A 25,405-nucleotide genomic window follows, 5' to 3' on the forward strand; every position below is an offset into this window, starting at 1 on the left:
TGCCATGATGCGCGCAAAGACCAAGACCGAGGAAACGCCCATGACCCGCCGCCGCACCCTGCTGGGCGCCGTCGCCGCAGGCGCCGCGCTGCGCAGCGCGCCCGCCTTCGCTGCCTGGCCGGACCGGCCCATCCGCGTCATCGTGCCCTTCGCCGCGGGCGGCAATGCGGATACCATCGCGCGCCTGCTGCAGCCGCTGCTGCAGGAAAGGCTCGGCCAGCCCGTGGTGGTGGAGAATCGCCCGGGCGCCGGCGGCAGCGTCGGCGCCACCGCCGTCGCAAGGGCGCAGCCGGATGGCTACACGCTGCTGATCGGCTCGAACGGTCCGCTCAGCGTCAACCCCGTGGTGCAGGCGCGGCTGCCCTATGACGCGGCGAAGGATTTCGCGCCGGTGGCCATGGCGATGCAGGTGCCGCATTGCCTGGTGGTGCAGGCCAATGCGCCCTATCGCAGCGTCGCGGACGTCGTCACCGCCTCCCGCGCCCGGCCGGATGCGCTAGGCGTCGGCACCGCGGGCGTCGCCAGCGCCACGCATCTGTCGCTGGAGGCCTTCATCGCCGCCAGCGGCGCCCGGCTGCTGCACGTGCCCTATCGCGGCGGCGGCGCGGCGGTGCCGGATTTCATCGCCGGCAATATCCCGCTGCTCTTCACCGAATTCTCCACCGCCCTGCCGCTGCACCGCGCCGGCCAGGGCCGCATCGTCGCCGTCGCCTCCGCCGCGCGGCTGCCGGCGCTGCCGGATGTCCCGACGATGGACGAGCAGGGCGTGCGCGGCTTCACCGCAGGATCCTATGTCGGGCTGCTCGCCACCGGCGGCGCGCCGGCCGAGGCGCTGGACAAGCTGGGCGCCGCCATGGCCGCCATCGTGCAGCTGCCGGATTTCCAGGCGCGGATGACGGGCATGGGCGGGGAGACCGCCGCCGGCGCGCTCGCCACCCCCGCTGGCTTCGCCGCCTATATCGCGCAGGACCTGGCCCGGTCGCGGGAGGCCGCGCAGGCCGCCGGGATCAAGCCCGAATGAGCCAGCCTGTTCCAGCCGGCGCCACCGACTGCCACTGCCACATCTTCGGCCCCGCCGCGCGCTTCCCTTATGCCGAGCCGCGCTCCTACACGCCGGAAGACGAGACGCTGGAGGACTACCTGGCGCTGCTCGACCGGCTGGGCGTGGCGCGCGGCGTCATCGTGCAGCCCTCAGCCTATGACCGCGACAATAGCTGCACGCTGGATGCGCTGCGGCGCGCGCCGGACCGGCTGCGCGGCGTCGCGGTGGTGGGGGCGGAGGCGACGCCCGCCATGCTGCGCGCCATGCATCGCGACGGCATCCGCGGCCTGCGCGCCAATGAATACCGCCGCGACGGCGCCGCGGCCTACCACGGCGGCGTGCGGCTGGCGGAGATCGAGCCGCTGATGCCGGTGATGGCCGATCTCGGCTGGCACCTGCAATTGTGGATCGACGCCCGCCACCTGCCGGAGCTGGCGCCGCGCCTGGCCAGGCTGCCGGTGCCGGTCGTGGTCGACCATATGGGCCGCATGCATCACAGCCACGGCGTGGCGGATCCCGGCTTCGAGGCACTGCGCCGCGGCGTGGCGGAGGGCCGCTACATGGCCAAGCTCTCCGGCACCTACCGCCTCGGCGCGCTGGGCCCGGACTATATCGAGGCAAAGCCCTTCCACGATGCGCTGGTCGCCGCCAATCCGGAGGCGCTGGTCTGGGGCACGGATTGGCCGCATCCACGCCCGGATGGCGGCCGCCCGGACGCGGCGCGGCTGCTGCAGGTTTTCCTGGACTGGACGCCCGATGCGGCACTGCGCCGCCGCATCCTGACCGAGACCCCGGCGCGCCTCTATGGCTTTCCGCCCTCAGAGACCGTTTGAGAACAGCGGCCGGTCGGTCCCACGGCGCTTTTCCGCCCCTGCGGCGCGCGAAGGCGCGCGGATGGCGCGACGCCGGATTTGCCGATGCAACCGGCATCGGCTGCATCCCGCGCCTGGCAGGAACGAAAATCACCTGCGGACCCTCAGCGGCCGCCGTTCTCAAGCGGTCGCTAGGCCGGCGGTTCCTCAACCTCGTGCAGCGGCACCTGCATCTCACAGACCAGGCCGCTGGGCTGCCAGTCCAGCGCGACCTGGCCTTGCAGCTGGCCGCGCACCGTGCCGGTCAGCACGCGGGATCCGAAGCCGTTGCGGCGCGGCGGCCCGGCCACCGGCGGCCCGCCGGTTTCCATCCAGGTCAGGTGCAGCCGCGACCCCGGCCGCAACTGCCAGCGGATCGTCAGGCGCCCGCCGGGGCGGGACAGCGCGCCGTATTTGGCGGCATTGGTGGTCAGTTCGTGCAGCGCCATGGCCAGCGGCTGCGCCTGGGTTGGCGGCAGCATCAGGTCCTGCCCCTCCAGCCGCACGCGCGGCGTGGCGCCGGGCTCCTCCAGGAAGGCGGCCAACTCATGCCGCAGCAGGGCGCGCAGATCGGCGCCGGACCAGTGCTCGGCGGCCAGCAGCGTATGGGCCCGCGCCAGCGCCGCGACCCGGCCCTCGATCGCCTCGGCATAGGCGCCGGGATCGTCCCGCGGCGTAAGCCGCAGCGCCGCCTGCACCACGGCCAGCACGTTCTTCGCGCGGTGGTCCACCTCCCGCGTCAGCAGGATCTGGCGCTCCTCCGTCTGCCGCCGCTCGGTCACGTCCATCACCAGCAGGGCGAAGCGCCCCGGCTCCGGCCGGTAGACATGCAGTTCGAACCAGCGGCCCGGCCGCGTGGCATGGTCCAGCAGCCGCGCCGGCTGGCCGGTTTCCACAACGCCGGCGCAGATCCCGAGCCAGGGCGGCTCCGCACCCGGCAGCACCGCGCGCGCGGTCTGCCCCAGCGCCTTGGCACGGGAGATGCCGGTCAGCCGCTCGAAGGCCGGGTTGAGCTCGACCAGGCGGTAATCCCAGGCCCGGCCCTGGGCGTCGCGCACCACCTCGCAGAGCGCGAAGCCCTCATGCATCCGCTCGAACAGCCCGCGCCAATGCGCCTCGCTGGCCCGCGCCGCCGCCGCATCCGCCTCCCGCCCCAGCAGATGCGCGCGCAACTGCCGCTGGCGTCGCCGGGCCCGCAGGGCGGAGCGCACGGCGCCGACCAGCGACAGCGCGTTCAGCGGCCTTTCGATGAAGACGGCATTGCCCAGCCGGTCGGGCAGGCGCAGCGCGGCGACCGCGGTGCGGCCCGCGATCCCGCCCCGGGTCAGGACGATGAAGGGCAGGTCCGACCAGGGCGGCTGCGCCGCGAGATCGGCGCCCAGCGCCTCCAGCGCCGCATGCGACAGCGCCTCGTCCGTCACCAGCACGGCGCCCGCCGTCTCATCCAGCGCGGCGCGCAGGGCCGCGAGATCCGGCAGCTTGCGGCAGCCGATGCCATCGCGTTCCAGCAGCGCCGCCGCGGTCCCGGCATCCCTTCCATAGGGCGCGAGGATCAGCAGCGGGCCGGCATCCTCCGCCAGCACCTCAGGCATCGGCCCCCGGGCGCCCCGACAGCAGCGGCGCTTCCTGGCCCGTATAGGTGGGCGTGCCGCTGAGCACGCCGTGGAAGGCCGTCAGCGTTCCGCCCACCTGCAGGCCATCGGCGGAGATGCGCAGCTCCCGGATGCTGTCCTCATGCCGGCCGCCGCGGTTCTTGATGACGGACAGCGCCTTGCGCACGCGCCCGCCGGCCTCGAAGAAGCGCAGCAGAAGGATGGCATCCGACAGGTAGCTGACATCGACATGGCTCTGCATGCTGCCGAGCAGCCCGCTCTGCGGATTGGTCAGCAGCGTCAGCACGCCGCGCTGGTTCAGGAAGGACAGCAGCTCATGCAGCTGCAGCAGCACCTGCCGGTCCTCCGGCATGGCGGCCAGGTAGCCGCTCAGGCTGTCGATCACCACGATGCGGGCGCCCTCGGCATCGGCGCGCAGCATGCTGGCGAATTCCCCTGGCGAGACCTCGGCCGGATCGAACTGCCGCAGCGTGACATGGCCGCTGGCGATATGCGGCCCGAGGTCCAGGCCGAGCCGCGCCAGCCGGGTCAGCAGCGTGCCGGCGCGCTCGTCGAACTGATAGATGGCGCAGCGCTCCCCGCGCAGCGCCGCCGCATGGACCCATTGCATGGCGAGCGTCGACTTGCCGGAGCCGGCCGGCCCGCTCAGCAGCAGGCAGGTGCCGCGCAGGGGGCCGCCGCCGAGCAACTCGTCCAGCTCCGCGACGCCACTCGTCACCGACTCGCCGACGAAGGGCGCGTGATGCTCGGCGGCGACCAGCCGGGGAAAGACCTCGAGCCCACCGCGGCGGATCACGTAGTCGTGCCAGCCTTCGCGATACCGCGCGCCACGCATCTTCGCCACTTCCAGCCGGCGCCGGGTCCCGCCGTAGTCCAGCGTCCGCCGCTCCAGCGTGATGACGCCGTGGCACAGGCTGTGCAGCTGCCGGTCCGGCACGCCGCTGCTGCCGGCCAGGTCGTCCACCAGCAGCACGGTGGTGCCGCGCTGGGCGAAGAACTGCTTCAGCGCCAGGACCTGGCGGCGGAAGCGCAGCCCGTCCTGCGCCAGCAGCCGCATCTCCGACAGGCTGTCGAAGACCACGCGCACCGCGCCGCTGCGCTCGACCTCCGTCGTGATCAGCCCGACGGTCTCGCCCAGCTCGATCTCCCAGGGATGCAGCAGGGTGGTCTCGCGTTCCTGCCCCAGCGCCGCCTCGGCGGCCACCAGCTCGAACAGCGCGAGGCCGCCGAGGTCCCAGCCATGCGAGGCGGCGACAGCGTGCAGCTCCTCCGTCGTCTCCGAGAGGGTGACATAGAGGCCTGGCTCCCCCAGCCGCTGGCCTTCCAGCAGGAAGCGCATTGCCAGGGTGGTCTTGCCCGATCCCGGCGCGCCCTCGACCAGATAGAGGCGGTTCGGCGTCAGGCCGCCCTCCAGGACGGCGTCCAGGCCGGCGACGCCGGTCGGGGTCCGCGGCGGGGGGGTCATCGGCCACCTCGGGCGCCCGGGCGCCTTGCGCGTGTCTCCATCTGCGGGGGCCGGATCGGCCGGGGCGTGCATCTTTCGCTGGTCATGGCAGAGCCTAACGCCGATCATTGCGCCGGGTGGCATGGCAAGGACAGCATTCCCGAGGTGACCGAACAAGTTTCGTTCAGCGCACCGTCGCCGCCGGGTCGGGCATTGGGGGGCGTCAGGGCCTGGCGGTCGCCTCCTGCCACAGCAGCGCCGTCAGCGCCGCGGCCGGCATGGCGCGGCTCAACGGCGCGCCCTGGCCGGCCCAATGCGCGCCGAAGCCGACCTCGCCGCGGGCCCGGGCTGCCGCGGCCAGCGCCTTCCCGGCGTCATAGGCGATGGGATAGTCGGGCACGGCCCGCGGGGCGGTCTCGCCCCAGGCGGTGAAGCGATTGGCCAGGCAGCGCGCGGGGCGGCCGGAGATCACCGGGGTCATCACCGTATGCGCGCCGCCCGGGCCCTGCAGCCCGGCCCGATGGGCGGGCTCCGCGCTGCTTTCGGGACAGGCGATGAAGGCGGTGCCGAGCTGGGCGGCCGCCGCGCCCAGCGACAGCGCCGCGCGGATGCCGGCCCCGTCCATGATGCCGCCGGCCGCGATCACGGGCGCGCTGCCCTGCGCCGCCACCAGGCGGACCAGCGCCAGGGTGCCGAGGCGGTCGTCAGGCGCGGCGGGATCGAAGACGCCGCGGTGCCCGCCGGCCTCCCAGCCCTGGGCGACCACGGCATCGATCCCCGCCGCCGCAATGGCGCGCGCCTCGGCCGGGCTGGTCGCCGTGGCCAGCAGCAGGCAGCCGGCCTGCCGCAGCGCTGCGATGCGATCGGCCCCCGGCAGGCCGAAATGGAAGCTGACCACCGGCGGCGGCGCCTCCAGCAGCATGGCCAGCATCGCATCATCCTCGGCGAAGCTGCGGTAGGGGCTGCGCAGGCCGCCGGGCGGCACCGCGCCCTGGGCGGCGAAAAGGGGTTGCAGCGCCTGCAGCCAGGCCGCTTCCCGTGCCGGGTCGGGCCTGGCCGGCGCATGGACGAAGAGATTGACGTTGAAGGCGCGTCGCGTGCGGTCCCGCATCGCCTGGATCATGGCGCGGCCGCCGGCGGCATCGGTGGCGCCGAGGCCGAGCGAGCCCAGCCCGCCGGCATCGGAGACCGCGGCGGCCAGCTCCGGGGTGGAGACGCCGGCCATCGGCGCCTGGATGATCGGGATGGTGACGCCCAGGCGGTCGAGCATGCGGTGGCTCCTATCCGGCCCCGCATCCTGCACCGGGGGGCGCGGAGGCGCAGCCCCCCGGGAGGGGCGTGCCCATGCCTCAGTTCGCCGCCGCCAGGGCGCGCCCGATCGCCTCCGGCGTGATCGGGAAGTGCCGGATCCGGGCGCCCGTGGCATGCCAGACCGCATTGGCGATGGCGCCGGCGGTGCCGGTGATGCCGATCTCGCCCACGCCCTTCACGCCCAGGGCATTCACATGCCGGTCCTCCTCCTCCACCAGGATCGCCTCGATGGAAGGGACATCCGCATTCACCGGCACATGGTAGCCGGCCAGGTCGGCATTCATCACCCGGCCGCTGCGCGCATCCAGCACCGCGCCTTCCTGCAGGGCGAAGGACAGGCCCCAGATCATGCCGCCCTGGTACTGGCTCTGCACCAGGCGCGGATTGATGATCCGGCCGGCGGCGAAGGCGCCGACCAGCCGGGTGACGCGGACCTGGCCCAGATCGGGATCCACCTTCACCTCGGCGAAGACCGCGCCATGCGCGTGCATGGCATGGCGGTCCGACGCCGCCGGATCGGCCGCGGCGCTGCCGCGCCCCTCCACCTGCTCCAGCCCGGCGCGGGCCAGGATCTCGGCATAGTCCTCGCTGCGGGAGGGATCGTCCCAGCGCACCAGACGGCCACCGCGCGGCACCACGCCGATATTCCCGGCGCCGAACAGCGGCGATCGCGGATCCGCCACCGCCAGCTCCGTCAGCCGCGCAATCGCTGCCTCGCCCGCCGCCTGCATGGCGCTGCCGGCGGTGGCGGTATGGGCGGAGCCGCCGGCGATGCCGGCATTGGGCAGGTCGGACCGCCCGGCGCGCAGCTCCAGCCTCTCGATGTCGAGGCCGAGGCTATCCGCCGCGATCTGGGCGAAGGCGGTCCAGGCGCCCTGTCCCATCTCATGCGTGCCGGATTCCATCAGCCCGGTGCCGTCGCGCCGCAGCACGGCGCGGGCTTCCGCCTGGAACATCAGCGCCGGGAAGGTCGCGGTGCCCATGCCCCAGCCGAGCAGCAGCCCATCCGCGTCCCGCATCTGCCGCGGCGACAGCGGCCGGCCCGCCCAGCCGAAGCGCGCGGCACCCGACGCATAGCATTCGCGCAGCGCCTTGGAGGAGAAGGGCTTGTTCGAGATCGGCTCCACCTCGGCGTAGTTGCGCAGGCGGAAGGCCAGCGGGTCCATGCCGCAGGCCTCGGCCATCTCGTCGATCGCGCATTCCAGCGCGGCGCTGCCGCTGGCCTCGCCCGGCGCGCGCATGAAGCCGGGCGTGCCGGTATCCAGGCGCACCGCATCGGTGGTGGTGACGATGGCCGGCGCGGCATAGAGGGTATGGGAGGCATTGGCGGCCGGTTCGATGAAGTCATCGAAGCGGCTGGTCGCGGTGCGGACATGGTGATGCAGGGCCAGCAGCGCGCCATCCGGCGCGGCGCCCAGCCGCAGCGTCTGCCGCGTGGGCGCGCGATGCGTGACGGGGCCGTACATCTGCGCCCGCGTCAGCACCAGCTTCACCGGCCGCCCGACCAGGCGCGCCGCCAGGATGCCCAGCACCTGCGGCCCGGCAAGCAGCTTGGAGCCGAAGCCGCCGCCGATGAAGGGGCTGCGGATGGCGATGGCCTCCACGGGAATGCCGAAGAGTCCGGCCAGCCGCATCTGCGTCAGCGCGAAGCCCTGTGTCGGCATGTCGAGTGAGAGCCTGTCGCCATCCCATTCGGCGACGACGGCATGCGGCTCCATCGCATTGTGGAACTGCTGCGGCGTCTCATAGACCGCTTCGATCCGCCGCGCCGCGTCCTGCAGCCCGGCCTCGACATCGCCGTGCCGCAGCTCAGCGGGGCCGCCCACGCCGATGGCCTCCGGCACATAGGCGCCGGGGGCGTCCAGCGTCACCTCCACCGGCTCCGCCGCATAGCGCGGGGCGAGCAGCGCGGCGCCCTCGGTCGCGGCTTCCAGCGTCTCCGCGATCACCACGGCGATCGGCTGGCCGGCATAGCGGACGCGGTCGTCCTGCAGCAGATCCATCTTGAAGGAGAAGGGCGCGGACTTGTCGTCCGGGTGCTGCGCCAGCGCCGGCCGGTTGCCGGGCAGCATCACCGCCACCACGCCGGGATGCGCCCGTGCCGCGGCCTCGTCCAGGAAGGTCACGCGGCCGCGCGCGATGCTGCTGGTGGCGAGCACCGCATGCAGCAGGCCGGGCTTGTGGGTGTCCGCGGCGAAGCGCGCCTGGCCGGTGACCTTCAGCGGGCCGTCGCGGCGGGTGATCGGCTGGCCGATGCTGGAGCCATGCCGGATGCGGTCGATGTCAGACATGCAGACCTCCGGGGAGGGGGGCGAGGGGAGAGGCCGGCAGGGCCGGCAGCCGGTCCGGCGTGCCGGCGGCGGCAAGACGCAGCGCGCGCAGCGCGATGCGCCGCGCCAGCTCGATCTTGAATTCGTTGTCGCCGGAGGGGCGGGCCGCCTCCAGCGCCAGCGTTGCGGCGCGGCGGAAGGCCTCCGCATCGGGGGTCGCGCCGCGCAGCGAGGCCTCCGCTTCCTCCGCGCGCCAGGGCCGGGCGGCGACGCCGCCCAGCGCCAGCCGCGCCTCCTGGATCCGGCCATCGACGATGCGCAGCGCCGCCGCGGCGGAGACCACGGCGAAGGCGAAGGAGGTGCGCTCGCGCAGCTTCACGTAGCGGGAATGCCGGGCAAAGGCCGCGGCGGCGGGCGGCAGGCGCAGCGCCGTCACCAGCTCACCCTGGCCCAGCGCCGTCTCTCGTTCGGGCGTGTTGCCGGGCAGCCGGTGGAATTCCGTCAGCGCCACCTCCCGCCGCCCCGCCGGGCCCTCGATCTCCACCATGGCGCCGAGGGCGGCGAGCGGTACGCAGAAGTCGGAGGGGTGGGTGGCGATGCAATCCTCGCTCCAGCCCAGCACGGCGTGCTGGCGGTTCTCGCCGCCGCGCGCATCGCAGCCGCTGGCCGGCGCGCGCCGGTTGCAGGCGCTGGCCGGGTCCTGGAAATAGGCGCAGCGCGTGCGCTGCATCAGGTTGCCGCCCACCGTCGCCACGTTGCGCAGCTGGGCGGAGGCGCCGGAGAGCAGCGCCTCCGCCACCATCGGGAAGCGCTGGCGGAAATCCGGATCATGCGCCAGGTCGGCATTGCGCAGCTGCGCGCCGATGCGCACGGCGCCATCCGGCAATTGCTCGATGATATCGAGATCCGGCAGGTCCTTCAGGTCGATCAGCCGCTGCGGCCGGGCGACGCCGATCTTCATCAGGTCGAGCAGATTGGTGCCGGCGGCGAGGAAGGCGCTGCCCGGCACCGCAGCGGCCGCCACCGCCTCCGCCACGCTTTGCGGCCGCAGATATTCGAAGCGATTCATGCCGCTGACTCCTCCTCGGTCATGCTGCGCGTGGCGGCGACCACCGCCTCCGTGATTCCGCGATAGGCGCCGCAGCGGCAGAGATTGCCGCTCATCCCCTCCCGCACCCTTTCGGCATCCGTGCCGGCCTGGCCTTCGCCGATCAGGCCGATGGCGCTCATGATCTGGCCGGGCGTGCAGAAGCCGCATTGGAAGGCGTCATGGGCGATGAAGGCGGCCTGCACCGGGTGCAGCACCTCGCCATCCGCCAGGCCCTCGATGGTCAGGATCTCCGCCCCGTCATGGCTCAGCGCCAGCGCCAGGCAGGCATTCGCGCGGCGGCCATTCAGCAGGATGGTGCAGGCGCCGCACTGGCCGCGGTCGCAGCCCTTCTTGGTGCCGGTGAGCTGCAGCCTTTCCCGCAGCAGGTCGAGCAGGGTGACGCGCGGATCGTCCAGCAGGACTCGGTGCTGGACGCGGTTCACGGTGAGGGTGACCGACAAGCTCATGCGGAGCCTCCGATGCTGGGAATACGGGGTAGGCCGGCGGGCGGGGGATCCCTAGTCTGCCGGTGCGGGCGGCGGGCGGTCGGATTGGGCTTGCCTCCCACCGCCGTTGCGGCGTCATATGCGGAGGGACCCTCCGCTTGCAAGCAGAAACGGAGCGATGCTCCGTTTCGTGAAGGAGAGCCTGTCCGCCCATGCCCGAGGATGCCGTGACCGCCGATCGCAAGCCCCGCGCCGATTCCATCCGGAACCGGGAGCGGGTGCTGGAGGCCGCCAAGGTGGTCTTCAGCCAGGGCGGGACGGAGGTGGGCCTGGCCGCGGTGGCGCGGCAGGCCGGCGTCGGCATCGGCACGCTCTACCGCCACTTCCCGACGCGGGAGGCGCTGTATGAGGCGGTCTATCGGCGCGAGGTGGAGCAGCTGGCCGAGCTCGCCGCCCGGTTGGCATCGGAGCCGGACCGACTGGAGGGCCTGCGCCGGCTGATGCAGGCCCTGGTCCAGCTGGTCGCCACCAAGAAGGGCATGGGCGCCGCCCTGGCCATGGCGGCGCACAAGCCGCCGGAGCTGATGGCCTTCACCACCCGGCGGCTGCAGGAGGCGATCGGCCTGCTGCTGCATCCCGCGGCGGAGGCCGGGGAGGCCCGGGCCGATATCACCGCGGAGGATGTGCTGCGTACGGTGGTCGGCCTCTGCTACCTGCAGGAAGGGCCGGACTGGCAGGGCCGGGCGCTGCGGCTGCTCGACGTCTTCCTGGACGGGCTGCGGCGCGGCGATCCGCCGGCGCCGTGAACGCGCCGGCCGCCCTGACCGCCAGCCGCGGACCGGAGAAGGATGACGGCGGAGGGGATTGGCGGACCCGATACGATTCGAACGTACGACCTCTGCCTTCGGAGGGCAGCGCTCTATCCAGCTGAGCTACGGGTCCAGCGGCGACGTCTTTAGCCCGGCGCGGCGGCCGGGGGAAGTCCCGATCGCGCGGCCCCTTCCAGCCGCCGCCGGATGTAGCGGCCGGTGCCCGCGCAGCCTTCGACCAGCGCCCCGTCCCGCAGCACGGCGCGGCCGCGCACCAGGGTGTGGACCACCCGGCCCTGCATCTCCCAGCCCTCATGGATCGAGTAGCCGGCGCCCGAATGTACGCCCTGCCGCGTCACCTTCCAGCGGGCGGCTGGGTCGATGATGGCGAAGTCGGCGTCCATCCCGGGCGCGATGGCGCCCTTGCGGGGCAGCCCCATGATCCGGGCCGGATTGCCGGAGACCAGTTCCGCGATCCGCGCCAGCGGCAGGCCGCGCTTCGCATGGCCTTCGGAGAGCAGCACCGGCAGCAGCGTCTCCAGCCCCGGGCAGCCGGGCGAGGCCTTCCAGATGCCGCCTTCCTTGCCCGAGAGGTCGCGATGCACATGGTCCGTCGCCACCGTGTCGATGCTGCCATCGGCCAGCCCCGCCCAGAGCGCCGCCCGGTCCGCCGCGTCCCGCAGGGGCGGGTTGATCTTGCCCACCGCGCCGCCGGCCCAGCCGATGTCGTGGGTCAGGTAGTGCGGGCAGGTCTCGATGAAGACCCGCCCGCCCAGCGCCCGCTGCTGCCGGGCGGCGTCGAGCGCGGCGGCGGAGGAGGTGTGCACGATGTAGAGCGGCGCGCCGGCATGGCGCGCCACCAGCCCGGCGCGCTGCACCGCATCGGCCTCGACGAAGGGGGGGCGGGAGGCGTTCCAGCTGGCCAGGCCGCCGGCGCCCTCGGGGTCCGCCGCCATCACCCTGGCGCGCAGGACCCAGGCCAGCTCGATGGTCTCGGGATGCGGGCAGACCATGCCGCCATGCGCGGCGGCGGCTTCCGCCAGGCGCAGCAGGAAGCCGTCGTCGATATCGGGCAGGCCGAGGCGCTTTCCCTCGCCGCCGCGGTTGTTCATGAAGATCTTGAAGCTCGGCGCGCCATAGTCGCGGGCATAGAGCGGCACCTCGGCCAGCTGCGCCTCGGTCGAGATGATCGGGTGGAAGCCGAAGTCGATGCGCGACCCGGCCGCGGTGACCGCCACGACCTCCTCCCAGAATTGCGAAAAAGGGTCGGTCGCCATCAGGTAGGGCAGGAAGCAGGTGATGCCCCCCGCCGCCGCCGCCCCGCTTTCCACCGCCGCATCCTCGGGGATCCGGGGCCGGGAAATGTCGGCGCCGTGGCCGAGATGCAGATGCGCGTCGATCGCCCCCGGCAGCACCACCAGCCCGGCCAGGTCCCAGCTTTCCGCGGCCTCCGCCGCGGCGCCCGGTGCCAGCAGGGCGGCGATGCGGCCCTCCGCCACGGCGATGTCGCAGGCCACGGGGCCGGTGCCCGGCAGCACCACCGTGGCGCCGCGCAGCAGCAGGTCGTGGCGCGTCACGGCAGCGCGCCCAGCGCCGCAAGCGCCTCCTCCGTCGACATCACATCGGCATACTTCGCCGCCATGTCGAAGAGGTTCACGGCGTGCGAGGTGGCGCTGCGGTCATAGACCGCATCCTGCGGCACCAGCACGCGCCAGTTATAGGCGAAGGCATCCACCACCGAGCCGCGGACGCAGCCGCTGGTGGTACAGCCGGTGACCACCAGCGAGTCCACGCCCAGATCCACCAGGTAGCTGGCAAGCGGCGTGCCGAAGAAGGCGCTGGGGTGCTTCTTGGGCAGCAGGATATCGCCGGGCTCCGGAGCCACTTCCGCGACGAAGGCATAGCTCTCGGCCGGCACCGTCATCAGCGCCGGCACCTTGGCCGCGAGCCGCCCGCCGTCAAAGCTTTCCTTGGGCGAGACATGGGGAAACAGCACCGGCCAGCCGCGGCCGCGGAACAGCGCCATCAGCTTCTGGATCTGCGCCACCGCTTCCCAGGCCACCTGGCCGCAGCTGGTCGGATATTCGGCCACCGCCTCCCAGAACGGCATGGGGCGGGTGCCGGTGGTGCGGTACTGCACGTCGATCACCAGCAGCGCGGGCCTGCGGCCCAGCCCGGCGCGGCGGCCGAAGCCGGCGGCGGCATAGGCGCGCTGCTCCTCCTCCGAGATGATTCCGTCCCATGGCTTCATCCGGACTTTCCCCCTGCACGCCACCATGTGAGCACACAAGGTGTATCCTAGACCATCGCCGAACCGCAAACCTTCCACGGTCCCCGGCCGCGTGCCACAGCTTTTGCCCCCACGGACAGCCACGGGACCCCCGCCGATGCCGGATGCCTTCGACCTGATCCTGTCCGACCTGCGGCTCGGGGAGGCTGACTGCGACCTCGGCCTGCGCGGCGGCCGCATCGCCCGGATCGCGCCCGCCGGCAGCCTGGCCGGCGGCCCGGTGGAGCCCTGCCGCGGCCTGCTGGCCCTGCCCGGGTTGGTGGATGGCCATATCCACCTCGACAAGACCTTTGTCGGCCTGCCCTGGGCGCCGCATCGGCCCGATGGCAGCGTGGCCGGGCGCATCGCGGCGGAGAAGGCGCAGCTGCGCGCGATCGCGGAACCGATGGCGCTGCGCGCCCGCCGGCTGGTCGAGACCATCGCCGCGCGCGGCACCACCGCCATCCGCACCCATGTCGATGTGGATGCCGAGATCGGCCTGGCGGGGCTGGAGGCGCTGCTGCAACTGCGGGGGGAGGTGGCGCATCTGCTGTCCCTGCAGATCGTCGCCTTTCCGCAATCCGGCGTGCTGCATCATGCGCAAATCCTGGAAGATGCGGTCGCCGCCGGCGCCGATGTGGTGGGCGGCCTCGACCCCGCCGGCATCGACGAGGATATCGAGGCGCAGCTCGCCATCGTCTTCGGCATCGCCGAACGCCGTGGCGTGCCGATCGACATCCACCTGCACGACCCCGGCGAGCTCGGCGCCTTCGAACTCCGCCGCATTGCCGCCCGCACCCTGGCCGCCGGGCTGCAGGGCCGCGTCGCCGTCAGCCATGCCTATGCGCTGGGCCAGGTGGCGGAGGCGACGCTGGCGCGCACGGCGGCGGAGCTGGCGCGGGCCGGCGTCGCCATCATGACCAATGGCCCGGGGCCGGAGGCGATGCCGCCGGTGAAGCGGCTGGTGGCGGAAGGCGTCACGGTCTTCGTCGGCTCCGACAATATCCGCGATGCCTGGTCGCCCTATGGCAATGGCGACATGCTGGAGCGCGCCCGGCTGGTCGGCTACCGCGCCGCGCTGCTGACGGATGCGGAGCTGCGCCTGGGCCTCGATCTCGTCACCGCCGCGCCGGCACGGGTGATGGGCCTGCCCGATCCGGCGCTGGCGGAGGGTTCGCACGCCGACCTGTTGCTGGTGGCCGCCGCCCATGTGCCGGAGGCGGTGGCCACCGCGCCGCCGCGGGCCCTGGTGGTGAAGGCGGGGCGGATCGTTGCGCGCAACGGCGTGCTCGCGGCCTGACCTGGACCTGCGCCCGCCATGGCGTGAGGATTGCATCGACCGGCCGAACAACAGGGGCCCCTGCCGCCCCGCGGAGACGCCATGCAACAGAGTGCCGCCACCCACACCGATGCCCTGACCGAGGCACGCGGCCTCAGCGCGGAATTCGGCGAGACCCTGGCTAACCACGCCGCCATGGTGCTCTGGGCGCAGCGCCGGCTGGGCGGGACGGAGGCCGAGGCGCAGCGCTTCCTCGCGGCCTATATCCGCGACAACCGGCTTTCCCCCATGCTGCCGCTGGATGCGCCGATCGCGCGCAACGACTGGACCGCGCGCCTCGGCGACCGCCGGGCGGAGGCCGCCTACCGAAAATTCTTCCGGGATGAGCTGGCCCGCCTCGGCAGCGCCGCCACGCTGCAGCGCCACTACCTGCCGCGGCTGCTGCCGGGCATCGCGGCCAGCGCCCTGCATGCGCTGATGCGCCTGGCCTATGCCCAGGATTCGAACAGCCCGGCGGAGGTGGCGGAGGCGCTGGGCTATTGGGCCGCCACCTACCTGCCGCTGGGGGAGGGCGTGGGTGCCACGCCGATCACGGACCGCCCGGCCGGCGTGCTGCTGCGCGTGGCGGAGGAGCCGACGCTGCGCGCGCTGGAATTCGACGATGGCCTGCTGTGGCACGCCATGCGCCGTGTCGCCGCCATGCCCGCCTTCGCGCCCGCGCATGACTGGCTGGAGGTGAAGCCGGACACCATCCCGAAGATGGCGCAGGATTCGCTGATGATCTTCGCTGCCACCGGCGAGTTCTGCGCCCTGCACGCCGTCTCCGGCACGCATTGGCTGCGGCTGATCCTGCCGGTGCTGGATCCGGCGGACCGGGAACGCGCCATCCGCTTCTTCTGGCAGGCGATCGCCTCGGTCTATCCGAAGATGAAGTTCCCCCTGCCGCTGACGGCGGAGGAGGCCGCGCGCCAGCGCCAACTGCCCGCCCCCGGCTGGGACGAGATCGCCGCCCGCGCCCGCGCCTCGGATGAGGAGCACGACGTCTCCCTGGTCTATTCCGCGCGCTGCGAGGAGGCGGTCTGGGGCGACCCGCTCTACCGCGTGGTGGCGGCGCGGCGCGTCGGCCTGCTGCCGGGGTGGGAGAATTGATGCACAAAAGGAAACGGCCGGCTCATTCTTCCCATTTGTCGCATGGGCCGCCCCGGCGCATCCTGCCGGGGTGAAGCGGGCGGCGGCAGATCGCCCGGCGGGAGAAAACGACCCATGACCCTCGGACGCCGCGGCGCGCTCGCCCTACCTTTCCTCGCTTTGGCGGCGCCAGGCGCCCGGGCGCAGGAGGCCTGGCCCAACCGGCCGGTGCGCCTCGTCGTCTCCTTCACCCCCGGCGGCACCACGGACATCATCGCCCGTCTGATCGGCGCGACGCTCACCGAAACCTGGGGCCAGTCGGTCGTCATCGAGAACCGCCCCGGCGCCGGCGGCAATATCGGCAGCGAATACGTCGCGCGCTCCGCGCCCGATGGCTATACGCTGCTGGTCGGCTCGGTCGGGCCGCTGGCGGTGAACCAGTCGCTGGTCAAGAACATGCCCTACGACACGCTGCGCGACTTCGCGCCGGTGACGCTGCTGGCGGGCGTGCCGAATATCCTGGTGGTGCCGGAGGCCTCGCGGATCCGCGACGTGCCGGGGCTGGTGGCGGAGGCGAAGCGCCGGCCGGGCGCGCTCAGCTACGGCTCCACCGGCGTGGGCACCTCCGCGCATCTGTCGGGCGTGATGCTGGACCAGATGGCGGGCATCACCACGCTGCACGTGCCCTATCGCGGCGCCGTCGCGCTGAACGACCTGCTGGCCGGCCGTGTCGACTTCATGTTCGCCACCATCCCCTCCGTCATGTCGCATATCCGGGATGGCCGGCTGCGGCCGCTGGCCGTCTCCTCCATGGAAAGGTCGCGCTCCAACCCCAGCGTGCCGACCATGGTGGAGCTGGGCTATCCGGATTTCGATGCCTCCTCCTGGTTCGGCATGGTGGCGCCGGCGGCGACGCCGAAGCCGGTCATCGACAAGATCGTCACCGATGTGCACGCCGCGCTCGCCCTGCCGCGCAATGCGCAGACCATGATCGAGCAGGGCGCCGATCCGGTGGGCAATGGCCCCGAGGCCTTCCGCACCTTCCTGGCGCATGAGATCAATCGCTGGCGCGAGATTGTTCGCATTGCCGGCGCCCTTCCCGAGTAACGGAGACAGACCGATGCCCGACAGCCCCGACCGTTTTCGCATTCCCTCGCTGCGCGACAGCGTGACGCCGGAGGAGTGGCAGGCGCGCGTGGACCTCGCCGCCTGCTACCGGCTGATCGACCTCTACGGCATGTCCGACATGGCCGCGAACCACATTTCCGTCCGTGTACCGGGCGAGGACAATGCCTTCCTCATCAATGCCTACGGCATGCTCTACGAGGAAATCACCGCGTCCTCATTGGTAAAAATCGACGTGAAGGGGAATGTGCTGGCCAAGCCGGAATTCCCCGGTGGCCTCGGCTATGGCGTGAACCGCGCCGGCTTCGTCATCCACGGCGCGATCCATGAGGCGAGCCACGAGATCGCCTGCGTCATCCACACCCATACCTGGCCGGGCATGGCGGTCTCCTCGCTGGAATGCGGCCTGCTGCCGATGAACCAGACCTCCATGCGCTTCGCCAGGATCGGCTATCACGACTACGAGGGCGTGGTGCTGGACCTGGAGATGCAGGAGCGCCTGGTGCGCGACCTCGGCGACAACAACGCGCTGATCCTGCGCAACCACGGCCTGCTGACCGTGGGCAAGACGGTGGGCGAGGCCTTCAACGCCATGCACCGGCTGGAACTGTCCTGCCGCGCGCAGCTCGCCGCCCAGGCCACCGGCCAGAAGCTGGTGGAAGTGCCGCAGGCCGTCATCGACGCCACCTGGAACAACTACCAGCCGGGCACCCGCCGACCCTATGGCGTCATGGAATGGCCGGCGCTGCTGCGCAAGCTGGACCGGATGGACCCCAGCTATCGTGACTGATCTGCCTGTGCTGACGGCCGCCCTCGGCCGCTACCCCGGCACCGCACGCCTGCTGGACGGCGAGATCCCGTCCGGCCGGCTGCGGCTGGACTTCGAAAAGGTCGCGCCGATCTCCAAGGCTTTCGCGCCGATGGTGCGGTCGGGGAAATACCAGGTCAGCGAGATGGCGATCGCCACCTTCCTGATGGCCCGCGCCTATGACAAGCCGCTGGTGCTGCTGCCGGTGGTGCTGGTGGAACGGGCGCAGGAGGCCGCGCTGCTCTGCCGCAAGAACGGCCCGGTGCAGGGGCCGGCGGATCTCGCCGGCGCGCGCATCGCGGTGCGGGCCTATAGCCAGACCACCGGCATGTGGCTGCGTGGCAGCCTGGCCGAATCCTTCGACGTGAGGGCGGACCAGCAACGCTGGACCACCTTCGAGGACGCCCATGTCGCGGAGTTCCAGGACCCGCCCTGGGTCAGCCGCGCGGAAAAGGGCCAGGACCTGCTCGGCCTGCTGAAATCCGGCGAGGCCGATGCGGCGATCTTCGGCAATGACCTGCCGGAGGACCCGGATCTGCGCCCGGTCTTCCCGGACCCCCAGGCCGCCGGCGCCGCCTTCCAGGCCCGGCACGGCTTCCTGCCGGTGAACCACCTGGTGGTGATGCGGCGCGATGTGGTGGAGGCGGACCCGGACCTGGTGCCGGAAGTGCTGCGGATGCTGAAGGAGTCGGGCGCCGCCGTCCGCAGCCGCGCGGAACTGCGGCCCGCCCTGGCGCTGGCGATCGACTATTGCGCGGAGCAGGGCCTGCTGCCGCACCGCTTCACGCCGGAGGAGGCTTTCGCGGGCCTGCCGGCTTCGGTGCCGTGAACCGCGCCGGCCGAGGTCGTGCGACCTCGGCCGGGACGCGCCTCAGGGGTTGGTCTTGAGATAGGCGATCAGGTCGTTCAGCTGCTGCGGATTGCGCAGGCCCGCGAAGGACATGCTGCCGCGGGGCAGGACATCCTTGGGATTGGTGAGGTAGGCGCGGAGATTCTCTTCCGTCCAGGTCTGCCCCTGGCGCCATTCCTGCATATTGGCCGAATAGCGGAAGCCCTCGACCGACCCGGCCGCGCGGCCGACGATGCCATGCAGATTGGGACCGACGCCATTGCGGCCGCCTTCATTGATGGTGTGGCAGGCGCGGCACTGGTTGAAGACCCGCTGGCCCGCGGCGGCATCGCCCTCCTGCGCCTTGGCCGCGAAGGGCGCGAGGGCAAGGACCGTGGCAAGCGTGAGTGTCAGACGTCGCATCCGAGGCATCCTCCTGGTTCAGTCTCCCCGCGTGCTGAACGCGGCGGCCGCATCGCGGGTTCTTGGCGAAAACATGCGACGGGGCAAGCTCCCTGGTGGGCAGGCCCCGCTGCTGGCAAGGTGGCAGCCGCCGCGATCCGCGCAAGGCGGCGACGGAATGAAACCTCGGTCATGAGGGATTGGGCCATGGGGGATCGAGCAATGCCGCAGCATGGCTGAATTCTTCGCCTCCGGCCGCGTTGCCGACCTGGTGCTGGCGGTGCTGGTGGCGGAGGCGGCGCTGCTTTTCGCCTGGCACCGCCGCAGCGGGCGCGGGCTGCGTCCGGCGGCCCTGGCCGGGCTGGTGCTGCCCGGTGTGGCCTTCGCCCTGGCGCTGCGCGCGGCGCTGACGGGCGCCGGCTGGGGGCTCGTCGCAGCCGCGTTGCTGGCTGCCCTGGCCACCCATGTGTTCGACCTGGCGGTGCGGCTGCGCCGCTGACTACGATAAGGGCCGCGGCACCCGGAAGGGCAGCATGGCGTACATGGCGTTGGAGGAAAAACGGTCCAGCGAGAGGCTTTCGTGGATCGCCGTCGCATCGCGGCCCAGCAGCCGTGTCTGGATCTCGGACCGGGAATAGAAGGGCGCATCCACCAGGGTGTTGACGACCCGCGCCGCGCCACCCTCCGCCCGGGTGGGGCGGGGGATGCGCCACAGGGTCCTGGGCAGCGCGACCGGCGCCGGCGGCTCGAAATCCGTCACGCTGCCGTCGCGCGCCACCCGCAGCGCCAGGGACTGGTCCGTGCCATCGCGGCGCTGCGCATTGTAGAGGATGGCCGTCGCCTCCGGCATCGGCGCGCGGCACCAGTCCCAGCCGACGAAATCCTGCTCCAGCGGCGCGCTGCCCCAATTGGTGTCGAAATAGGCCGGGCCGGACCAGCGCAGCGCCGGCTCCTCCAGCGTCACCTCCACCGAGGACCGCGCGGCGATCGGGTGCCAGTGATGCCGGCCCTCCGAATCCAGCTGGAAGGCCCGCGTGGAGACCGCCTCCGGCCGCAGCACCACCTTGCCCCGCAGCTTCTGGGGGAAGGGGGCCGTGACCTCCTCGATCCGCACGGTGAGCGCAGTGCCGTCCCATTCCAGCGCGCTCGGCCCGATGTGGAGAAAATCCGCGCCGCGGCGGAGGGCAGACTTGCGCCGATCCGTCATCGCCCAGCGTCTTGGCGCGCCATAGAGCGCGACATGCACACAACAATGGTTCTCCGGGTCGGCCGGCGCGCCGCCGCGCTTGGCCAGGCTGTACCAGGGGGAGAAGACGGTGCCGATGAAGGCGATGATGGTGATGCCGTGCCGCCCATCCGCGCTCAGCGCATCCAGGTACCACCAGCCATAGCCGCGCGGCGCTGCCGGCCGGTCGAATTCCCAACCGCGTTCCCTCATCCCCGCTCCCCGATCACGGCCGCCGCCGCCAATTGGCCGGAGAGCGCGGCCATGGCCAGCCCCGCCCCCGGATGTGTGGTGCCGCCGGCCAGGACCAGCCCGGGCAGGGCCGTGCGCGCCGCCGGCCGGCTGAAGATGGACTGCCAGCCCTGCACCGCCTGGCCATAGATCGCCCCGCCGCTGCCCGGCGCCTGGCCCTCGTAATCCCGCGGCGTCACGCCCAGCACGGCCTCCCGCCGCAGCTGCACGCCCGCGCGCGCCATCGCCGCCAGCGCCGCCGCCTCGGCCGGGCCGGCGGGCAGGTCGCGCGCATCCGCCCGGGCCGGGGCCGGCACCAGGGCCATCAGCGGCTCCGCACCCTCCGGCGCCGGCGCCGGGTCCAGCCGCTGCTGCGCCCAGAGCGTCACGCTGGGCGCCGCCGGCATCTGGCCGCGCGCCAGGGCAATGTATTCGGCGGTGGGATCGGCCGGGTGGAACACCGCCTGGCGCGGCAGGGGCAGGCCCTCCGCCCGCCCCGCCATGGCCCAGCCGAAGGCGGAGAAGGAGCGGCGGGAGGCTGGCAGCGCCGGCACCGCCCGGGCCGCGGCCGCCCCGGCATGGCCGGCGGCGAGGCTGGCGCCATCCGCCGCCCAGACCACCTGCCGCGCCGCGATCCGCTGTCCATCGGCCAGGCGCAGCCCGGCCACCCGCCCGCCCTGCACCAGGATTTCCGCCACCGCCGCGCCGCGCCTGATCTCCACGCCGCGCGCCTCGGCAAGCGTCGCCAGGGCCTGCGCCAGCCGGTCCATGCCACCCTCGATGGCAAAAAGGCCCGAAAACTCGATATGCGCCACCAGCATCAGCGTGGCCGGCGCCTGCAGCGGAGAGGATCCCACATAGGCCGCCATCCGCCCGAAGACCTGGCGCAGCCGGATATCGGCAAAATGCTCGCCCAGGGTGTCCCAGAGGGTGGCGAAGGGCGAGGTGCCGCGCAGGCCGAGGCCGACCTGCGCCCCCAGCGCCAGCATCCCCGGCCGCTGCACCGTCAGGAACGGCTTTTCCAAGGCCCCCCAGCACCGGGCCGCCCGGTCGCGGAAGGCCAGGAAGCCGCGCGCGGCCTCCGGCCCGGCGAAATGCCCGATGGCCTCGGCCGCCTCATGGGGGTCCGCCAGCAGGTCGAGGTGCCGGCCATCCGGCCAGATATGGCGGCCAAGTACCCGCAGCGGTTGCAGCGCCAGGTGGTCCTCCAGCCGGGCGCCCGCGGTGGCGAACAGCGCCTGGAACACCGGCAGCAGGGCCAGCACCGCGGGCCCGGCATCCACCGGCACCCCGCCCGGCCGCAGGCTCTGCAGCTTGCCGCCCGGCCGTGCAGCCCGTTCCAGCAGCAGGACCTGGCGGCCGGCCGCGGCCAGGTGCAGCGCGGCGGCCAGCCCGCCCATGCCGGCGCCGACGATCACGATGCTGGATGCGTCCCCCTGGCCCATGGCCCGATTGGGCTGGGCCGGGTGCCGGGTGTCAAGCGCCCTGGACAGATCACGATGTGGGGGCAAGACGGCGTCTCAAATGGCTCAAAGCGTCATTCTGCATTGACGCGACTGGCCGCGATCCCCACTACAGATCTACTCTACCTGTCGCTGCCCTTTCGTGGCATCGGTCCCGGGCCAGCCGCTCCGAATCGCCGCGGCGGGCTGGCAGATCAGTCGGACACCTGCATGACCCGCGTCGCCGTGATCCAGCCCGATATCACCCTGAGCCTCGACTGGGAGGGTGTGATTCGTGATGCCAGCCTCTCCGACGCCATTCCGGCGGAGCGGGTGCAGGAATGGCTTGGCCGTCCCTGGATGGAGACGGTGGGGGAGATCGCCGGGCTGCAGGTCCGCCGCATGGTGGAGGATGCGCGCGCCAGCGGCGTCTCCGCCTATCTCCAGGTCACCCAGCGCTTCCCCTCCGGCCTCGAGCTGCCGATCGAATACACCACCGTCCGCCTCGGCGGGCAGGCCGGGCTGATCGCCGTCGGCAAGAACCTGCAGGCGGTGGCGGAGCTGCAGTCCCGCCTGGTGGCGGCGCAGCAGGCGCGGGAGCAGGACTACTGGAAGCTGCGCGAGATCGAGACCCGCTCGCGCCTTCTCTTCGATGCCTCCTCCGAGGCCGTGCTGGTCATCGCCGCCTCCACGCTGCGCATCGTCGAGGCCAATCCGGCCGCGATCCGGGAGCTCGGCATGGCGCCGGGCTGGAATTTCGCCGACGAGGTGGCGCAGCGCGACCGCGCCGCGCTGCGCGACGTGCTGATGCGCGCCCGCGAGCAGGGCCGCGCGCCCGGCATCATGGTGCATCTGGGCGCGGAGGCGACGCCCTGGCTGCTGCGCGCCTCCCTCATGGCGCGCACGCCGGGCCCGGTCTTCCTGATCCAGCTCAGCCCCGCCGCCCCGGCCGTGCCCGCGACCCAGCCGCGCGCCATGCCGCTCCGCAACGATGCGCTGCTGGAGGACATGCCCGATGGCTTCGTCGCCATCGATGCCGAGGGGACCGTGCGCCGCGCCAACCGCGCCTTCCTCGACTTGGCCCAGGCCGGCACCGAGGCCTCCATCATCGGGGAGAAGCTGGACCGCTGGCTGGCCCAGCCGGGCATGGATCTCGGCGTGCTGCTGGCGACGATGGCCCAGCATGGCGAGGTGCGGCTTTTCCCGACCCAGCTCACCGGCAATCTCGGCTCCGAGATCGAGGTGGAGATCTCCGGCTGCGCCGTGACCCGCGACGGGGTGCGGATGATCGGCCTGATGATCCGCGACATCGGCCGTCGCGTGCTGCCCTCCGGCGAGGCGGCGGCGCTGCGCACGGCGCTCGGCATGCTGGCCAATGACGTGGGCCGCGTGCCGCTGCCCACCATGGTGCGCAATACCGCGGCGCTGGTGGAACGCGCCTGCATCGAACAGGCGCTGCGCCTGGCCAATGGCAACCGCACGGCGGCGGCCGATGCGCTCGGCCTCAGCCGGCAGAGCCTCTATGCCAAGCTGGAGCGTTACGAGATCGGCGAAGACCGCGAGGCCAACGAGGACCGCGCGCGGTGACCATCGACCTGCCCGGCAGCGCCGCCGGATCCCCAGCCTTCGGGGCGGCCGACCTTTCGAATTGCGAGCGGGAGCAGATCCACCTCGCCGCCTCCATCCAGCCGCACGGCGCCCTGCTGGCGCTGCGGGAGCCGGATCTGATGGTGCTTCAGGTCAGCGCCAATGCCGCCGCCTTCCTGGGCCTGGACGGGCCGGCGCTGGGCCGGCGGCTGGCCGATTTCGCGCCCGATATCGCGCGCGCCATCGCCCCCCTGCTGGCCGATCCGCTGGATGTGGTGCCGGCCGCGGTGCGCGTGCCGGCGGCGGCCGGCGGCGTCGCGCTGGATGTGCAGCTGCACCGCCCGATCGGCGGCGGCGTGATCCTGGAGCTGGAGCGCGCGGCGGCGGAGGAGGAGGCGGCCCGGCGGATCGAGCCGGCGCTGCAGGGCATCCTCGGCAGCTATGCGGTGAAGCCGCTCTGCGAGGAGGTGTGCCGCATCTTCCGCGGGCTGACCGGCTACGACCGCGTCATGCTGTATCGCTTCGACGATGACGGCCATGGCGAGGTCTTTGCGGAAGAACACGCCGCGGGGATGGAGCCCTACCTGGGCAACCGCTACCCGGCCTCGGACATCCCGGCCATCGCGCGGCGGCTCTATATCCGCAACCGGGTGCGGGTGGTGACGGATGTGCATTATGCGCCGGTGCCGCTGGAGCCGCGGCTCTCGCCGCTGACCGGGCAGGACCTGGACATGTCGCTGTGCATCCTGCGCAGCACCTCGCCCATGCATGTGCAGTACCTGAAGAACATGGGGGTGGGCGCCACGCTGGTGGCCTCCATCCTGGTGGGCGGGCGGCTCTGGGGCTTGATCTCCTGCCATCACCAGACGCCGCGCCGCACCCCCTTCGTGCAGCGCGCCATCACCGAATTGCTGGCGGAGGCCGTGGGCACTCGCATCGCCGCGCTGGAATCCTTCGTCCAGTCGCAGGCGGAACTCGCCGTGCGCCGGCTGGAGCAGCGGATGATCGAGGCGATCACCCGCGATGGGGATTGGCGCACCGCGTTGTTCGACAATGCCCAGACCCTGCTGCTGCCACTCGGCGCCAGCGGCGCCGCCCTGCTGTTCGAGGGGCAGAGCCAGACCGCGGGCGACGTGCCGGGCACGGCGGGGCTGCGTGAAATCGGCAAGTGGCTGGATGCCCAGCCGCGCGCATCCGTCATCGCCACCGCCTCGCTGGCCGCCGATGCGCCCCACCTGGCCGGGCTGACACGGGTGGCCAGCGGCGTGCTGGCGGCGCCGATTTCCACCGCGCCGGGCGAATACCTGGTCTGGTTCCGCCCGGAACAGGTTTCGACCGTGACCTGGGGCGGCGATCCGAACAAGCCGGTGCTGGTGGGCGACGACCCGCGCGACCTCTCCCCCCGCCGGTCCTTCGCCAAGTGGAACCAGGTGGTGGAGGGGCGGTCGGAGCCCTGGTCGCCCAAGGACCTGGCGACGGCGCGGCTGATCGGCGACACGGTCACCGACGTGGTGCTGCAGTTCCGCTCCGTCCGCATGCTGATCGCGGAGGACCAGCTGGCCCAGGTGCGGCGCCAGGTGGGGCTTTCCGCCCAGCCGGTGGTGATCTGCGACCCGGCCGGCAATATCGACCTGCGCAACGAGGCCTTCGACCGGCTGCTGCCCGGCCTGCGCGGCGCCGCGCCGCGCCGCATCGACCACCTGCTGCCCTATTTCGCCGACCCCACCGAGGTCGGCCGCCGGCTGCGGGACGTGCTGGACAATCGCCGGTCCTGGCGCGGCGAGGTGCGGCTGGCCGATGGCCAGGGCGCCGGGCCGGGCGGCGGGCGGCCGGTGCTGGTGCGCGCCGACCCCGTCTTCTCCGCCCCCGACCGCGTGCTGGGCTTCGTCTTCCTGTTCAACGACCTGGCGGAGCGCAAGGCGGCCGATGCCGCGCGGCGGCGCTTCCAGGCCGGGATCGAGGCGGGCAGCCGCCGCCCGGCGGGGCGGCTGGACAGCCAGGCGGACCTCGCCTTCCAGGCCATCCTCGCCTCGGTGGTGGAGAATGCGCAGCTCGCGGCGCTGGAAATCGCCGATGGCGTCGATGTGGCGCGGATGCCGGAACTGCTGGAATCCGTCCGCGCTTCCGTCAGCCGCACGGCGGAGGTGCTGGAGGCGCTGATCCGCCACAGCGGCCCCGGCGCCTCCCCGCCAGGGGCGGGCTGA

At 72.6% G+C, this 25,405-nt stretch carries 22 protein-coding genes and 1 tRNA gene; 11 read left to right on the plus strand and 12 right to left on the minus strand.

Features of this window, described 5'->3' with window-relative positions; all coding sequences use genetic code 11:
• Positions 1–40 precede the first annotated feature (40 nt).
• Both ACTIF1_RS05555 and ACTIF1_RS05560 read left to right on the plus strand, forming a co-directional pair.
• Positions 41–1,021: a Bug family tripartite tricarboxylate transporter substrate binding protein gene (locus ACTIF1_RS05555; RefSeq protein ID WP_439595393.1), complete on the plus strand. Its 981-nt coding sequence runs from the start codon at positions 41–43 to the stop codon at positions 1,019–1,021.
• Entirely contained in the window at positions 1,018–1,875 is an 858-nt protein-coding gene (locus ACTIF1_RS05560; RefSeq protein WP_439595394.1) for an amidohydrolase family protein, read from the plus strand. The genes ACTIF1_RS05555 and ACTIF1_RS05560 overlap by 4 nt, the downstream gene beginning before the upstream one ends.
• A gap of 170 nt (positions 1,876–2,045) precedes the next feature.
• Here ACTIF1_RS05560 and ACTIF1_RS05565 read toward each other — a convergent pair whose 3' ends face one another.
• The 6 genes from ACTIF1_RS05565 to ACTIF1_RS05590 all read right to left on the minus strand — a co-directional run bounded on the left by ACTIF1_RS05565 (position 2,046) and on the right by ACTIF1_RS05590 (position 10,088).
• The gene (locus ACTIF1_RS05565; protein ID WP_439595395.1) at positions 2,046–3,485 is read right to left on the minus strand and encodes an HWE histidine kinase domain-containing protein; all 1,440 of its coding nucleotides are present in this window, start codon (positions 3,483–3,485) and stop codon (positions 2,046–2,048) included.
• Complete coding sequence (locus ACTIF1_RS05570) at positions 3,478–4,971, minus strand: ATPase domain-containing protein (protein ID WP_439595396.1); 1,494 nt, start codon at positions 4,969–4,971, stop codon at positions 3,478–3,480. Before ACTIF1_RS05570 ends, ACTIF1_RS05565 begins: the two co-directional genes overlap by 8 nt.
• A gap of 202 nt (positions 4,972–5,173) precedes the next feature.
• Positions 5,174–6,220: an NAD(P)H-dependent flavin oxidoreductase gene (locus ACTIF1_RS05575; RefSeq protein WP_439595397.1), complete on the minus strand. Its 1,047-nt coding sequence runs from the start codon at positions 6,218–6,220 to the stop codon at positions 5,174–5,176.
• Positions 6,221–6,299: 79 nt separating this feature from the next.
• Positions 6,300–8,552, minus strand: a complete 2,253-nt coding sequence (locus ACTIF1_RS05580; RefSeq protein ID WP_439595398.1) for a xanthine dehydrogenase family protein molybdopterin-binding subunit — start codon at positions 8,550–8,552, stop codon at positions 6,300–6,302.
• On the minus strand, positions 8,545–9,600 hold the full coding sequence (locus tag ACTIF1_RS05585; RefSeq protein ID WP_439595399.1) for an FAD binding domain-containing protein: 1,056 nt from the start codon (positions 9,598–9,600) through the stop codon (positions 8,545–8,547). Before ACTIF1_RS05585 ends, ACTIF1_RS05580 begins: the two co-directional genes overlap by 8 nt.
• Positions 9,597–10,088, minus strand: a complete 492-nt coding sequence (locus ACTIF1_RS05590; protein ID WP_439595400.1) for a (2Fe-2S)-binding protein — start codon at positions 10,086–10,088, stop codon at positions 9,597–9,599. Before ACTIF1_RS05590 ends, ACTIF1_RS05585 begins: the two co-directional genes overlap by 4 nt.
• 191 nt (positions 10,089–10,279) lie before the next feature.
• Between ACTIF1_RS05590 and ACTIF1_RS05595 the strand changes: the two genes are divergently transcribed.
• The gene (locus ACTIF1_RS05595; protein ID WP_439595401.1) at positions 10,280–10,873 is read left to right on the plus strand and encodes a TetR/AcrR family transcriptional regulator; all 594 of its coding nucleotides are present in this window, start codon (positions 10,280–10,282) and stop codon (positions 10,871–10,873) included.
• Positions 10,874–10,932: 59 nt separating this feature from the next.
• On the opposite strand, the gene ACTIF1_RS05600 is transcribed toward ACTIF1_RS05595, so the two are convergent.
• The 3 genes from ACTIF1_RS05600 to ACTIF1_RS05610 all read right to left on the minus strand — a co-directional run bounded on the left by ACTIF1_RS05600 (position 10,933) and on the right by ACTIF1_RS05610 (position 13,127).
• Positions 10,933–11,009: transfer RNA gene (locus tag ACTIF1_RS05600), tRNA-Arg, on the minus strand.
• 13 nt (positions 11,010–11,022) lie between these two features.
• Positions 11,023–12,453: a dihydroorotase gene (locus ACTIF1_RS05605; protein WP_439595402.1), complete on the minus strand. Its 1,431-nt coding sequence runs from the start codon at positions 12,451–12,453 to the stop codon at positions 11,023–11,025.
• Entirely contained in the window at positions 12,450–13,127 is a 678-nt protein-coding gene (locus ACTIF1_RS05610; RefSeq protein WP_439595403.1) for an isochorismatase family protein, read from the minus strand. Before ACTIF1_RS05610 ends, ACTIF1_RS05605 begins: the two co-directional genes overlap by 4 nt.
• Positions 13,128–13,263: 136 nt before the next feature.
• Between ACTIF1_RS05610 and ACTIF1_RS05615 the strand changes: the two genes are divergently transcribed.
• From ACTIF1_RS05615 to ACTIF1_RS05635, 5 genes are all read left to right on the plus strand, one after another.
• Complete coding sequence (locus tag ACTIF1_RS05615) at positions 13,264–14,445, plus strand: amidohydrolase (RefSeq protein WP_439595404.1); 1,182 nt, start codon at positions 13,264–13,266, stop codon at positions 14,443–14,445.
• Positions 14,446–14,526: 81 nt separating this feature from the next.
• Complete coding sequence (locus ACTIF1_RS05620; RefSeq protein ID WP_439595405.1) at positions 14,527–15,573, plus strand: questin oxidase family protein; 1,047 nt, start codon at positions 14,527–14,529, stop codon at positions 15,571–15,573.
• 114 nt (positions 15,574–15,687) lie between these two features.
• Positions 15,688–16,659 (plus strand): Bug family tripartite tricarboxylate transporter substrate binding protein, encoded by a 972-nt coding sequence (locus ACTIF1_RS05625; RefSeq protein WP_439595406.1) that lies wholly within the window; start codon positions 15,688–15,690, stop codon positions 16,657–16,659.
• Positions 16,660–16,672: 13 nt separating this feature from the next.
• Positions 16,673–17,467 carry a class II aldolase/adducin family protein gene (locus ACTIF1_RS05630; RefSeq protein ID WP_439595407.1) on the plus strand — a complete coding sequence of 265 codons (795 nt, stop codon included), beginning with the start codon at positions 16,673–16,675 and terminating at the stop codon, positions 17,465–17,467.
• Complete coding sequence (locus ACTIF1_RS05635; RefSeq protein ID WP_439595408.1) at positions 17,460–18,314, plus strand: ABC transporter substrate-binding protein; 855 nt, start codon at positions 17,460–17,462, stop codon at positions 18,312–18,314. Before ACTIF1_RS05630 ends, ACTIF1_RS05635 begins: the two co-directional genes overlap by 8 nt.
• A 42-nt stretch (positions 18,315–18,356) precedes the next feature.
• Here ACTIF1_RS05635 and ACTIF1_RS05640 read toward each other — a convergent pair whose 3' ends face one another.
• A complete protein-coding gene (locus tag ACTIF1_RS05640) occupies positions 18,357–18,737 on the minus strand; it encodes a c-type cytochrome (RefSeq protein ID WP_439595409.1) in 381 nt (126 codons plus the stop codon).
• A gap of 211 nt (positions 18,738–18,948) precedes the next feature.
• On the opposite strand from ACTIF1_RS05640, the gene ACTIF1_RS05645 reads away from it, so the two are divergent.
• A complete protein-coding gene (locus ACTIF1_RS05645) occupies positions 18,949–19,215 on the plus strand; it encodes a hypothetical protein (protein ID WP_439595410.1) in 267 nt (88 codons plus the stop codon).
• On the opposite strand, the gene ACTIF1_RS05650 is transcribed toward ACTIF1_RS05645, so the two are convergent.
• Positions 19,216–20,154, minus strand: a complete 939-nt coding sequence (locus ACTIF1_RS05650) for a carotenoid 1,2-hydratase (RefSeq protein WP_439595411.1) — start codon at positions 20,152–20,154, stop codon at positions 19,216–19,218.
• Complete coding sequence (locus ACTIF1_RS05655; RefSeq protein ID WP_439595412.1) at positions 20,151–21,617, minus strand: phytoene desaturase family protein; 1,467 nt, start codon at positions 21,615–21,617, stop codon at positions 20,151–20,153. Before ACTIF1_RS05655 ends, ACTIF1_RS05650 begins: the two co-directional genes overlap by 4 nt.
• Before the next feature lie 228 nt (positions 21,618–21,845).
• Between ACTIF1_RS05655 and ppsR the strand changes: the two genes are divergently transcribed.
• Both ppsR and ACTIF1_RS05665 read left to right on the plus strand, forming a co-directional pair.
• Positions 21,846–23,201 (plus strand): transcriptional regulator PpsR, encoded by a 1,356-nt coding sequence (ppsR, locus tag ACTIF1_RS05660; protein ID WP_439595413.1) that lies wholly within the window; start codon positions 21,846–21,848, stop codon positions 23,199–23,201.
• Positions 23,198–25,405: a GAF domain-containing protein gene (locus ACTIF1_RS05665; RefSeq protein WP_439595414.1), complete on the plus strand. Its 2,208-nt coding sequence runs from the start codon at positions 23,198–23,200 to the stop codon at positions 25,403–25,405. The genes ppsR and ACTIF1_RS05665 overlap by 4 nt, the downstream gene beginning before the upstream one ends.

Origin of the sequence: Falsiroseomonas sp. (genome assembly GCF_051860665.1) — a bacterium.
Lineage (GTDB): Bacteria > Pseudomonadota > Alphaproteobacteria > Acetobacterales > Acetobacteraceae > Falsiroseomonas.